Here is an 11,619-nt window from a genome sequence, read left to right on the forward strand (position 1 = left end):
CTCGAAGAGCCCGATCGCCGCCTTCCTGGCCTCGATGTCGTGCTTCACCCTCAAGTCGACTCGCATAAAAAGCCTCCCATTTCTCGTGTCCAAGAAATGGGAGGCAGTTCAGAGCTGCGGGGTTTTCCTTTGTGCCTCCGATGCGAAATAAATCGCTCAGATATTACTGATAATCGACGACGTCGATCCAGTTCTTCAGGAACTCATCGTTCACGTTGCGCTTACGAGCGAGCTCGGAAGCGGCGACGATGCTCGTCCACTGACGCACGACCTGCATGGGCATGTCAGCGCGATCGCAGTAGAGCTCCAGGTAGGCCTCGGCCTGGTCCTTGCTGTTGAGGGCAAAGAGCAGGTAGGTGGTGGCAACGTCGGCAGCAGGGGAGCCCTGGGTGGCGTGTGCCCAGTCGCAGACGTACAGCTGGCCGTCGTCGCCAACGATGACGTTGGAGGGGTTGAAGTCGCCGTGGCAGACCTTGAACTCCTTGGTCATGCCGTCCAGACGCTCCTGAAGGTTGTAGCGCGTGGTGGCATTGAGCTGATCGAGGCTGTCGATCATGCGGGCGAACTTGTCGCGCTGACGGTTGAGCAGCGGGGAGGTGTAGCCGTGGATCTCGATCTGGAGGTCGACGAACATCTCGAGGTACTCACCAAAGCGCTGGGGCTCGGCAGTCATCTTCTCGGCAAGGGTGGTGCCCGGAACCTTCTCGGTCACGAGCGCCCAGCCGTTGGCGTTCTCGAGCTGAGAAACCTCGAGAGCCTTGGGGCTGCGGATGCCGCACTCATTGATGCGGGCAAGATTCAAAGCCTCGTTGAACACGTCGGAGACGGGCTTGGTCTCGTTAAAGACCTTGACGATCTTGTCGCCCAGGTCGTAAACGACTTTGTTGCCGCGACGGACGAGCTCGGTCTTGGATTCGGGGAGCAGCATGATTGCATCCTTTCAACGATGCGATAGAAGCAGCGGCGGGGGCGTGCGTGCGCCCGTTCACCCCCGCCGAAATAACCGTGCTAAAAACTAGCAGACGGCGTAGTCCTGGGGCTCGCGGCCATAGTAGGCGTCCAGGTAGAGCTCCTTGATCTCGCTCATGAGCGGGTAGCGCGGGTTAGCGCCGGTGCACTGGTCGTTGAATGCCTGCTCGGTCATCTCGTCGAGGGTGTCGAGGAAGTACTGCTCGTCAACACCGTAGTCGGCGATGGTCTTCTTGACACCGATGAAGTCCTTGAGCTCCTCGAGCTTCGTGATGAAGTTCTCGAAGACTTCCTTGTCGTCCTTGCCCTCGATGCCGCAGTACTTGGCCATCTCGGCGTAGTTGTGCAGCGCGTTGGGGTAAGGATACTGGGAGAACGTGCCCATCTTGACGGGGGCCTCGGCGGCGTTGTAGCGCATGACGCGAGTCAGGATGATGGCGTTGGCGATGCCGTGGGGCAGGTGATGGAAGGCACCGAGCTTGTGGGCCATGGAGTGGTTGAGGCCCAGGAAGGCGTTGGCGAAGGCCATACCGGCCATGCAGGAGGCGTTGTGCATCTCCTCGCGGGCATGCGGGTCCTTGGCGCCGTTTTCGAAGCTGGAGGGCAGGTTCTCGAAGACGAGCTTGGCAGCGCGCTCGGAGAGGCCCTTGGTGTAGTCGGAGGCCATGATGGAGACATAGGACTCGATGGCGTGGGTCATGACGTCGATGCCGGAGGCGGCGGTCAGGCCGCGCGGGGCGGTCATGCAGTTGTCGGCGTCAACGATAGCCATGTTGGGGAGCAGCGCGTAGTCGGCGAGCGGCCACTTGATGCCGGTCTCCTTGTCGGTGATGATGGCGAACGGCGTGCACTCGGAACCGGTGCCCGAAGAGGTCGGGACGGCGACGAAGTAGGCCTTCTTGCCCATCTCGGGGAAGGTGAAGATACGCTTGCGGATGTCCATGAAGTCCATGGCCATGTCCTCAAACTTGCACTCGGGGTGCTCGTACATCATCCACATGATCTTGCCGGCGTCCATAGCGGAGCCACCGCCGACGGCGATGATGACGTCCGGCTCAAAGAGAGCCATCTGCTTGGCGCCGCGACGTGCGCACTGCAGCGACGGATCGGGCTCGACGTCGTAGAAGCAGTCGTGGGCGATGCCCATCTCGTCGAGCTTGGCCTCGATGGCGCGGGTGTTGCCATTCTTGAAGAGGAACTGGTCGGTGACGATAAAGGCGCGCTTCTTGCCCATGACGCTGCCCAGCTCGTCGAGAGCGACGGGCGTGGAACCCTTCTTGAAGTAGACCTTCTCGGGAGCGCGGAACCACAGCATGTTCTCACGGCGCTCGGCCACAGTCTTAACGTTGATCAAGTGCTTCACCCCAACGTTCTCGGAGACGGAGTTGCCGCCCCAGGAGCCGCAGCCCAGGGTCAGAGACGGCTTCATGCCAAAGTTGTACAGGTCACCGATGCCGCCGTGCGAGGACGGGGTGTTGATGACGATACGGCAGGCCTTCATGACATGCTCGAACAGGCTGATCTTCTCGGCCTGGGCGGGATGCACGTACAGAGAGGCGGTGTGGCCCGGGCCACCGGCGAGTACCAGGTGCTCGGCCTTGTCGACGGCCTCCTGGAAGTCCTTGGCGTGATACATGGCCAGGACAGGGGAGAGCTTCTCGTGGGAGAACTCCTCCTTGGCGGGGTCGGTGGAGGTGACCTCGGCGATCAGGATCTTGGTCTTGGCGGGAACCTCGATACCGGCGAGCTCGGCGATCTTGGCGGCAGCCATGCCGGGGATGCGGTGATCGAGAGCGCCGTTCTTGAACATGGCGCCGCGCAGGGCCTCCATCTCGGCACCCTGCTTGACGAAGTAGCAGCCGCGCTTCTGGAATTCGGCCTTAACCTGGTCATAGATGGTGTCGATGACGGTCACGGACTGCTCGGAGGCGCAGATCATGCCGTTGTCGAAGGTCTTGGAGTGGATGATGGAGTTGACGGCGAGCAGCACGTCGGCGGTGTCGTCGATGACGACCGGGGTGTTACCGGCGCCAACGCCCAGGGCGGGCTTGCCCGAGGAGTAGGCGGCCTTGACCATGCCCGGGCCACCGGTGGCGAGGATGATGTCGACATCGCGCATGACCATGTTGGTCAGCTCGATGGAGGGGACATCGACCCAGCCGATGATGCCCTCGGGGGCGCCGGCCTTGACGGCGGCGTCAAGCACGAGCTTGGCGGCGGCGATGGTGCACTTGGCGGCAGCCGGGTGCGGGGAGATGATGATGGCGTTGCGGGTCTTCAGGCTGATCAGCGTCTTGAAAATCGCGGTGGAGGTGGGGTTGGTCGTCGGGATGACGGCGCCCACGATGCCGATGGGCTCAGCGATCTTGGTGATGCCGTAGGCCTCGTCGCGCTCAATGACACCACAGGTCTTGGTGTTCTTGTAAGCGTTGTAGATGTACTCTGCGGCGTAGTGGTTCTTGATGACCTTGTCCTCAAGAACGCCGCGACCGGTCTCCTCGATGGCCATCTTCGCCAACGGGATACGAGCCTTGTTGGCGGCCATGGCGGCCTCGTAGAAGATCTTGTCGACCTGCTCCTGCGTGTACGTAGCAAAAAGCGCCTGGGCCTCTCGCATCTGAGCGAGTTTAGCCTCAAGCGCCTCTACGTTGTCCACAATTGCGGGAGTAGTGTTTTCCGGTGACTTTTTCACCATTTGTGTCTCCTTGCGATCGGAGATTTACCCTACGTGTTGCATGATAGCAAGAAATTATTCGGCGAACGGTAAGATTCCCGTAAAAGGCACACTAAAACGCTTCAACTAGCTGAAGCGTTTTAATTAAAAATATCAGCCTGGCATCGGCCCGCTCATTGGGGACAGTCTTATATGAGTGCTTTCACTCATTTAGGACAGACATAGTTTTGCCATTTCGCTGTTCTGGACCTGTTATGGCGGTGCAGCTGCTCGATTATATCCATCTCAATCCCGTGAAAGGTGCGCTCGACTCACTCGAGGCGTACCGATGGTCAAGCTTCAAGGCATATCAGCTGGGCTACGATCCCTTTGACATTTGTGATGCGGCCCCTATGCTCGATATTGTCGGAGGCTCCCGTTGCTATTGAGAGCATCTCAAGGAAGTTACCGGGCGCATCTGGTCGGTGGAGGTTCTTCCACGCCGTCGGATCCCCGATGAGGAGGCCCTTTCCGTTGCGCGCGAAGTCCTGCCGAGCATAGATCCTACGCTGCTTAAGGCCCTGCCACGCCCCGAACGCGATGCCTGCCTGCTGAGGCTCAGGCAGGCACATCTCACGGTCAAGCAAATTGCCCGTATCACCGGTATCGGCGCTACAAGTGTGACCAAGGCCACTGCGGGCTGGAAGGAAGCTGCGTGAGGCAGGGGCCGGAGCTAGTCGGGGCGCCGCAGACACGCATCATGTCTGTCCCCAATGAGTGAAAACACCCATGTAAGTCTGTCCCCAATGAGTGCAAAAAGGCGCCCTCCACAAGAAAGGACGCCTTTGGTAAGTTCTATGTGAACGCGAGGTCTTTGACCCGGAGAGTCCGAGGTACTTGTTGGTAAGACCTTATTTAGGAGCGCGCAACCTTGCCAGACTTAAGGCAGGTGGAGCAAACGTTCATCTTGCGACGGTGACCATCGACGACGACGTAGACGCGCTGGATGTTGGGGCGGAACTTACGGTTGGTGACGCGGTGAGAGTGGCTGATGGAGCGACCGGCAACGGGGTGCTTACCGCAAACTTCGCAAACTTTGGACATAACTGACCCTCCTTGGGCGACAAACGAACATGTCGCGTTAACAAACAAGCCTGAACTATAGCACAGAAGCAGCTCCCTGTGCGTAATCTACACAGAGATATTTCTCTTATGGCGATAGTGCCCACGCTACGGCCCTGGACGTAGATCCGATTTGCGTGTAGCAGAGGGGATTATGCCAGCTCGCATCGACGTTTTCAAGCTTGTCCCGCAAATATATATAGGTTTATGGAGCGTTGAGTCCGTTTGCGGATTGCTCCGTATTAATGCTCGCAATTAAGCTCGGGGTTGGCTACACTATCCCTTGACCATTAAAGGGGTACGAGATACCCACATGGATTTATATTGCTGCCATAGAGCAGTCCTTCCTGTGGGTGTCTGGTCCGCTTTGAGCGGTCGGGCATCTATTTTTTTGACTGTATCAGCAGTCAAGACATGTGAGGAAGGAGATCGATGGGCACGACTTCCCCCAAGGCGGTCATCATGGACGAGACCGCCGTCAACCGAGCGATGACCCGCATCGCGCACGAGATTCTCGAGCGCAACGAGGGCTGTGAAGACCTCGCTCTGGTCGGCATCGTCACGCGCGGCGACCTTCTGGCAAAGAAGCTCGCCGATGCGATCAAGGAGATCGAGGGTGTTGACGTTCCGCTCGGCAGCCTGGACATCAGCTTCTATCGCGATGACTATGCGACTAACTTCGCTCCCGCGATCCACGCTACCAACATTCCCTTCAGCGTCGACGGCAAGCGCGTCGTTTTGGTTGACGACATCCTGTACACGGGTCGCACCATCCGCGCCGCTCTGGACGCCGTTATGGACCTGGGCCGTCCGAGCCGCATCGAGCTGGCAGTTCTCGTTGACCGCGGTCACCGCGAGCTCCCTATCTCGCCGGACTTTGTCGGCAAGAACGTTCCCTCGTCGCACGAGGAGAACGTGCACCTATATATGAAGGAAGTCGACGGCCGTACCGCTGTCGAGATCAACGACGTCGCGCCGGGTTCCCACGTGGGCTCCGCGCCGCTGGGAGGTGAGTAGTACCGTGGCGTTCAATCATAAGCACCTGATCGACATTACCGAGTACTCCGAAGAGGACATCAAGCTCATCCTCGAGACCGCCAAGGCGTTCTCCGAGGTCAACGAGCGTGCCATCAAGAAGGTCCCCACGCTCAAGGGCAAGACCATCGTCAATATGTTCAACGAGCCCTCGACGCGTACCCGCAGCTCCTTCGAGCTCGCCGAGAAGCGTCTTTCGGCCGACAGCCTCAACTTTGGCGGCTCCTCGACCTCCACGGTCAAGGGCGAGAGCCTCGTCGATACCGTCGAGACGCTCAACGCCTACAAGATCGACTGCATCGTCGTGCGCGACAAACATGCCGGTGCTCCCTACATCGTCACGCAGAATTCGCCCGCGAGTGTTATCTGCGCCGGTGACGGTAAGCACAACCACCCCACGCAGGCTCTGCTCGACCTGTACACCATCTGGGAGCACAAGGGTGACTTCCACGGTCTGAAAGTCGCCGTCGTCGGCGACATCGCCCACTCCCGTGTTTGCGGCTCGCTGATTCCCGCGTTGAAGATCATGGGCTGCGAGACCTACGCCGTCGCCCCCGGCACGCTGCTGCCGCCGGCGCCCGAGGTTCTGGGCTGCGACCACGTGACGAGCGACCTCGATTCCGTCCTGCCCGAGCTGGACGTCGTCTACATGCTGCGCGTACAGCAGGAGCGCCTCGAGGGTGCCCCGTTCCCGACCATTCGCGAGTACCACAAGCTCTTCGGCCTGACCAAGGACCGTGAGAAGCTCATGAAGCCCGACGCGATCATTTGCCACCCGGGCCCCATCAACCGCGGCGTCGAGTTCGACTCCTATATGGCCGACCACCCGCAACGCTCCGTCATCCTGGAGCAGGTCTACGCCGGTATCTGCGTGCGTATGGCTATCCTGTATCTGCTGCTTGGAGGTGCCGATAATGGCCTTGCTTCTTAAGAATGCCCACGTCGTCGATCCGTCCGTCGAGCTTGACGGGGTCGTTGACGTCCTGATCGACGGCGACAAGATCGCCGAGGTCGGCGAGAACCTCGCCGCCGAGGGAGCCGAGGTCCGCGACCTTTCCGGTAAGTACCTTGTCCCTGGCCTGGTGGACATGCACGTCCACCTGCGCGAGCCCGGCTACGAGGTCAAAGAGGACATCGAGAGCGGCACCCGCGCAGCTGCCAAGGGCGGCTTCACTGGCGTGTGCGCCATGCCCAACACCGACCCCGTTACCGATAACGGTACCGTTGTTGAGTTCGTTAAGTCCCGCGCTGCCGAGGTCGGCCACTGCCGCGTCTATCCTTCCGGCGCCATGACCCGCGGTCTTAAGGGCGAGGCTATGTCCGAGATGGGCGATATGGTCGCCCACGGCGCCGTCGCCTTCACCGACGACGGTCGCGGCGTGCAGGGTGCAGGCATGCTCCGTCGCTGCATGGACTACGGCAAGATGTTCGGCAAGGTCTTCATGAGCCATTGCCAGGACGAGGACCTGGTCGGCCACGGCCAGATCAACGAGGGCAAGGTTTCGACTCGTCTGGCCCTCGAGGGCTGGCCGGCTGCCGGCGAGGAGCTCCAGATCGCCCGCGACATCGAGATCGCCAAACTGACCGGTGCCAAGCTGCACATCCAGCACATCTCCACCGCCCATGGCCTGGAGCTCGTGCGTGCCGGCAAGGCCGCTGGCGTTCAGGTTACCTGCGAGGCCACCCCGCATCACATGTTCCTGACCGAGAACGACCTGGACGAGACCTACAACACCTCGCTCAAGGTTAACCCGCCGCTGCGTACCGACGAGGATGCCGAGGCCATCCGCCAGGGTGTCATCGACGGCACCGTCGACGTCATCGTCACCGATCACGCTCCCCACACGCCGTGGGAGAAAGCCCGTGAGTTCGAGCTCGCGCCCTTTGGCATGATCGGCCTCGAGACCTCGCTGTCGCTCGTGCTCACCGAGCTGGTCAACACGGGCAAGATGGGTATGGGCCGCATGGTCGAGCTCATGGCTATTAAGCCGCGTGAGATCCTGGGCCTTGATCAGGTTCAGGTCAAGGCGGGCTCTGTTGCCGACCTGACCGTCTTCGACGCGTCTGTCACCTGGACGGTCGGCGAGGACGGTTACGAGTCGCGCGCCGAGAACTCCGGTTTTGCCGGTCGCACGCTCACCGGTCGTGCCACCGATGTGTTTGTCGGCGGTAAACAGACGCTTGCCGACGGCTGCATCTGCTAGCATAGCCTTATCGCTTTTGCGCGCGGTGCCCTTGCGGTGCCGCGCTTTCTGTTCGTTTGGTCCATGCAACTGCATGGGGGATTGGAGCGTCTATGCCCACACCTTCCACTGCACGCATGCACGACTTCGAGGTCGTCTCGAACCAGGAGATCGCCGACGGCATCTTCTCGCTCGTTATTTCGGCCCCCAAGCTTGCAAGTGCGCTCAAGCCCGGTCAGTTTGTGAACATCGCCGTGCCCGGCGATGCCTCTTCGCTGCTTCGCGTGCCCTTGAGCTTCTATCGCTCTGACGCCGAGGCCGGTACCGTCGAGCTGTGGTACGCCGTCGTGGGCGACGACACCCGTCGTCTGTCGCAGATGGGCCCCGGCTCCAAGTCCAACCTGTTGGGCCCTGGCGGCCGCGGCTGGCTGGTACCCGAGGGCACCAGGAAGGCGCTGCTCGTGGCGGGCGGCATCGGTGTTCCGCCCGTGCTGTGCCTCGCTGGCATGCTTGCCGAGCAGGGCGTGGCCGTTGACGTGTGCCTGGGTTTTGGCACCGCGTCCAAGGTCGTGGGCGTCGATGAGTTCCGCGCGCTGGGGGCCACGGTCAACGTGTGCACCGACGACGGCTCGTTGGGTACGCATGGCTTATGCACCGATCCTGCCGCCGAGCTGCTCGGCAAGGGCGGTTACGACTATGTCGCCAGCTGTGGGCCCGCCCCTATGATGAAGAAAGTCGCCGCCGCTGCCGCCGAGGCCGGCGCGTACTGCGAGGTGTCGCTCGAGCGCATGATGAGCTGCGGCTTTGGCGCCTGCAACACCTGCAATGTCGAGACGGTCGACGGTATGAAGGGTGCCTGCATGTGCGGCCCCGTGTTTGATGCTTCCAAGGTGGTGGTCTTCTAGTGGGTACCGTGAACATGTCCGTCGATTTCGGCGGCGTCAAGATGCAGAACCCCATCAACACCGCAGCCGGTACCTTTGGCTACGGTTGGCAGTTCCAGAACTTCTTTGATGTCTCCCAGCTGGGTGCCATCACCACCAAGGGTTGCGCTGCCGAGCCCTGGCCCGGCAATCCCGCACCCCGCATGGCCGAGATCCCCGGCGGCATGATCAATTCCGTGGGCCTGCAGAACCCCGGTGTGGCCGCTTTCGCCCGCGAGTCCGGTCCGTGGCTCGAGCAGCTCTCCAAGGACGGTTGCCAGGTCATCTGCCAGGTTGCCGGTCACTCCGTTGATGAGTTCGTGCGCGCGCTCGAGATGTATGTCGAGCTGTGCCCCTGGGCTGCCGGCTATGAGATCAACGTGAGCTGCCCCAACATTGCCGCCGGCGGTGCCGCCATGGGCTCCACGCCCGAGGGCGCCTCTTCCGTTATGGCTGCCTGCCGCAAGGTGACCGATAAGCCGCTGTTCGTTAAGATGGCTCCGGTCAACGTCGCCGAGATCGCCCGCGCCCTCGAGGCTGCCGGCGCCGACGGCCTTTCGGTCATCAACTCCATCCAGGGCATGGCCATTGACGTGCACACCCGCAAGTCCCGTGTGGCCAAGCCCAAGGGCGGCCTTTCGGGCCCGCTGTGCCACCACATCGCCGTGCGCATGGTCTGGGAGGTCGCCCAGGCCGTCGATATCCCCATCAACGGTGTCGGCGGTGTCATGACCGGCGAGGATGCGGCCGAGTTTATCCTGGCCGGCGCCACCTGCGTGTCGGTCGGCATGGCCAACTTCGTCGACCCGTGTGCTTCGCTTAAGATCGCGCACGAGCTCGAGGCCTGGGCGGAGTCCCAGGGCGTAAAGGACATCAACGAGCTGGTAGGTGCGTTCGAATGCTAGAGACCGATGCCCGTGACCGTGTTATCGTCGCCCTCGACTGCGACCGTGAGCGCGCACTCGAGCTCGCCCACGAGCTTTCGGGCCATGCCGCCTGGCTCAAGGTGGGCATGACGCTCTATTACGCCGAGGGTCCCGAGATCGTCAAGACGTTCAAGGATTTGGGCTTTAAGGTCTTCCTCGACCTCAAGTTCCATGACATTCCGCATCAGGTGCGCGGTGCCGCTCGCTCGGCCTCGCTTGCCGGTGCCGACCTGCTCTCGGTCCACGGCTTGGGTTCGGGCGCCATGCTCGCTGCCTGCCGCGAGGGTGCCGAGGAGGCGCGCGAGGACCGCGCCAAGCTCGTCGCCATCACCGTACTTACGAGCATGAATCAGGATGCGCTGGCGGAGATCGGCGTCGAGTCGCCCGTGGCCGAGGAGGCCGCTCGCCTGGCAAAGCTCGCTCAGGCCAACGGCATCGACGGTATCGTGTGCTCGCCGATGGAGGCTCACGACATGCGTGAGCTGCTCGGCCCCGACGCGCTGATCGTGACTCCGGGTGTGCGTCCGGTGGGTGCCGCCCTGGGCGATCAATCCCGTGTGGCGACACCTTCCCAGGCTATCGAGCGCGGTGCGAGCCACATCGTGGTGGGCCGTCCTATTACCGGCTCCGACGATCCGGTTGCGGCCTTTGACGCCATCGTCGCCGAGCTGGTCGAAAACGTCGCGTAAAAGATTCCCTCAAGTCATCACTTTTGGGTCTTATTAGCACAAATTAGCCCTTGTGCCTGCGAAAACTTTCCCATCCTTTGTGTGGAATCACAGGTCAGGGGCTCAACTTTGACCTCCGTATATTGCACTTTTCGCAGGTATCGTCTAACCTATGGAGCCGTCGATTGGGCATTTAGTGCGTTTGACGTGCTAAAATGCCAATTATCACATCAGATATAACCCAACTATTTGGAGGTTCGAATGGCACTCCCTCAGCTTACCGACGAGCAGCGTAAGCAGGCTCTTGAGAAGGCTGCCGCCGCACGTCACGCCCGCGCTGAGCTTCGCGAGCAGATCAAGAAGGGCGAGAAGTCTCTCGAGTCCGTGCTCAACTCCGATGACCCCATCGCTTCCCGCATGAAGGTTTCCACCCTCATCGAGTCTCTGCCCGGTTATGGCAAGGCCAAGGCCGCCAAGATCATGGAGGAGCTCGGCATCTCCGCTACCCGTCGCGTCCAGGGCCTCGGCGTCCGTCAGCGCGAGCAGCTCCTCGAGCAGCTGACCAAATAAGTGAGCGCTCAGGATTCAAAGCTCTTTGTGATTTCTGGACCGTCAGGTGCAGGCAAGGGCACGCTCGTTACTCGTGTGCGCGAGCGCCGCTCGAACCTGGGCCTGACGGTTTCGGCTACCACGCGAGCGCCACGTAAAGGTGAGGTCGACGGCGTCAACTACTTTTTCCTGACGCGCGAGGAGTTCGACCGCCGCGTGGCAAACGGTGAGTTTGTTGAGTGGGCCGAGGTCCACGGTAACTGCTACGGCACGTTGGTGAGCGAGGTCGCATCCAAGCTCGCCTCTGGCTCGTCTCTGATTTTGGAGATCGATGTCCAGGGTGCCCTGCAGGTCAAGGAGCGTTTCCCCGAGGCCGTGTTGATCTTTATCAAGCCGCCTTCGCTTGAGGTGTTACGCGATCGCCTGGTCGGTCGCGGTACCGAGACGCCCGAGACGATCGAGCTGCGCATGGCAAACGCCGCCGATGAACTTGCCCTTGCCGACCGCTACGACGACGTCGTGGTGAATGACGATCTCGACCGCGCGACCGATGAGCTCGTTCGCGTTCTCGATATGCATGAAAGGATCTGA

12 protein-coding genes are annotated in these 11,619 nt (G+C 61.1%); 9 read left to right on the plus strand and 3 right to left on the minus strand.

Features of this window, described 5'->3' with window-relative positions; genetic code table 11:
- Positions 1 to 163: 163 nt before the first annotated feature.
- Positions 164 to 928 carry an aminoglycoside phosphotransferase family protein gene (locus tag ACTQ48_RS05685; protein WP_154516259.1) on the minus strand — a complete coding sequence of 255 codons (765 nt, stop codon included), beginning with the start codon at positions 926 to 928 and terminating at the stop codon, positions 164 to 166.
- Positions 929 to 1,015: 87 nt separating this feature from the next.
- Complete coding sequence (gene adhE, locus ACTQ48_RS05690) at positions 1,016 to 3,664, minus strand: bifunctional acetaldehyde-CoA/alcohol dehydrogenase (RefSeq protein WP_154516260.1); 2,649 nt, start codon at positions 3,662 to 3,664, stop codon at positions 1,016 to 1,018.
- 443 nt (positions 3,665 to 4,107) lie between these two features.
- On the opposite strand from adhE, the gene ACTQ48_RS05695 reads away from it, so the two are divergent.
- Positions 4,108 to 4,341: a hypothetical protein gene (locus tag ACTQ48_RS05695; RefSeq protein ID WP_441570345.1), complete on the plus strand. Its 234-nt coding sequence runs from the start codon at positions 4,108 to 4,110 to the stop codon at positions 4,339 to 4,341.
- Positions 4,342 to 4,537: 196 nt separating this feature from the next.
- Here the strand turns inward: ACTQ48_RS05695 and rpmB are convergent, their stop codons facing one another.
- Positions 4,538 to 4,726: a 50S ribosomal protein L28 gene (gene rpmB / locus ACTQ48_RS05700; RefSeq protein WP_022094725.1), complete on the minus strand. Its 189-nt coding sequence runs from the start codon at positions 4,724 to 4,726 to the stop codon at positions 4,538 to 4,540.
- A 450-nt stretch (positions 4,727 to 5,176) separates the two neighbouring features.
- Here rpmB and pyrR point away from each other — a divergent pair, with 450 nt between their 5' ends.
- The 8 genes from pyrR to gmk all read left to right on the plus strand — a co-directional run bounded on the left by pyrR (position 5,177) and on the right by gmk (position 11,619).
- A complete protein-coding gene (pyrR, locus tag ACTQ48_RS05705; RefSeq protein ID WP_441570346.1) occupies positions 5,177 to 5,761 on the plus strand; it encodes a bifunctional pyr operon transcriptional regulator/uracil phosphoribosyltransferase PyrR in 585 nt (194 codons plus the stop codon).
- Between the two features lie 4 nt (positions 5,762 to 5,765).
- Positions 5,766 to 6,710, plus strand: a complete 945-nt coding sequence (locus tag ACTQ48_RS05710) for an aspartate carbamoyltransferase catalytic subunit (RefSeq protein WP_035138537.1) — start codon at positions 5,766 to 5,768, stop codon at positions 6,708 to 6,710.
- Positions 6,694 to 7,983, plus strand: a complete 1,290-nt coding sequence (locus ACTQ48_RS05715) for a dihydroorotase (protein ID WP_154516264.1) — start codon at positions 6,694 to 6,696, stop codon at positions 7,981 to 7,983. Before ACTQ48_RS05710 ends, ACTQ48_RS05715 begins: the two co-directional genes overlap by 17 nt.
- 116 nt (positions 7,984 to 8,099) lie before the next feature.
- The gene (locus ACTQ48_RS05720) at positions 8,100 to 8,867 is read left to right on the plus strand and encodes a dihydroorotate dehydrogenase electron transfer subunit (protein WP_441548282.1); all 768 of its coding nucleotides are present in this window, start codon (positions 8,100 to 8,102) and stop codon (positions 8,865 to 8,867) included.
- A 14-nt stretch (positions 8,868 to 8,881) separates the two neighbouring features.
- On the plus strand, positions 8,882 to 9,790 hold the full coding sequence (locus ACTQ48_RS05725) for a dihydroorotate dehydrogenase (RefSeq protein WP_427717595.1): 909 nt from the start codon (positions 8,882 to 8,884) through the stop codon (positions 9,788 to 9,790).
- Entirely contained in the window at positions 9,784 to 10,500 is a 717-nt protein-coding gene (gene pyrF, locus ACTQ48_RS05730; protein WP_427747926.1) for an orotidine-5'-phosphate decarboxylase, read from the plus strand. The genes ACTQ48_RS05725 and pyrF overlap by 7 nt, the downstream gene beginning before the upstream one ends.
- 240 nt (positions 10,501 to 10,740) lie before the next feature.
- Complete coding sequence (gene mihF, locus ACTQ48_RS05735) at positions 10,741 to 11,049, plus strand: integration host factor, actinobacterial type (protein WP_006236130.1); 309 nt, start codon at positions 10,741 to 10,743, stop codon at positions 11,047 to 11,049.
- The gene (gmk, locus tag ACTQ48_RS05740; RefSeq protein WP_370450596.1) at positions 11,050 to 11,619 is read left to right on the plus strand and encodes a guanylate kinase; all 570 of its coding nucleotides are present in this window, start codon (positions 11,050 to 11,052) and stop codon (positions 11,617 to 11,619) included.

Origin of the sequence: Collinsella sp. Sow4_E3 (genome assembly GCF_052116285.1) — a bacterium.
Taxonomy (GTDB): domain Bacteria; phylum Actinomycetota; class Coriobacteriia; order Coriobacteriales; family Coriobacteriaceae; genus Collinsella.

What these genes read in the sequence shown, in the direction of transcription:
- ACTQ48_RS05685 (WP_154516259.1), bottom strand. Translation starts at nt 928, where the DNA reads ATGCTGCTCCCCGAATCCAAGACCGAGCTCGTCCGTCGCGGCAACAAA.
- adhE (WP_154516260.1), bottom strand. Translation starts at nt 3,664, where the DNA reads ATGGTGAAAAAGTCACCGGAAAACACTACTCCCGCAATTGTGGACAAC.
- rpmB (WP_022094725.1), bottom strand. Translation starts at nt 4,726, where the DNA reads ATGTCCAAAGTTTGCGAAGTTTGCGGTAAGCACCCCGTTGCCGGTCGC.
- pyrR (WP_441570346.1), top strand. Translation starts at nt 5,177, where the DNA reads ATGGGCACGACTTCCCCCAAGGCGGTCATCATGGACGAGACCGCCGTC.
- ACTQ48_RS05715 (WP_154516264.1), top strand. Translation starts at nt 6,694, where the DNA reads ATGGCCTTGCTTCTTAAGAATGCCCACGTCGTCGATCCGTCCGTCGAG.
- ACTQ48_RS05720 (WP_441548282.1), top strand. Translation starts at nt 8,100, where the DNA reads ATGCACGACTTCGAGGTCGTCTCGAACCAGGAGATCGCCGACGGCATC.
- ACTQ48_RS05725 (WP_427717595.1), top strand. Translation starts at nt 8,882, where the DNA reads ATGTCCGTCGATTTCGGCGGCGTCAAGATGCAGAACCCCATCAACACC.
- pyrF (WP_427747926.1), top strand. Translation starts at nt 9,784, where the DNA reads ATGCTAGAGACCGATGCCCGTGACCGTGTTATCGTCGCCCTCGACTGC.
- mihF (WP_006236130.1), top strand. Translation starts at nt 10,741, where the DNA reads ATGGCACTCCCTCAGCTTACCGACGAGCAGCGTAAGCAGGCTCTTGAG.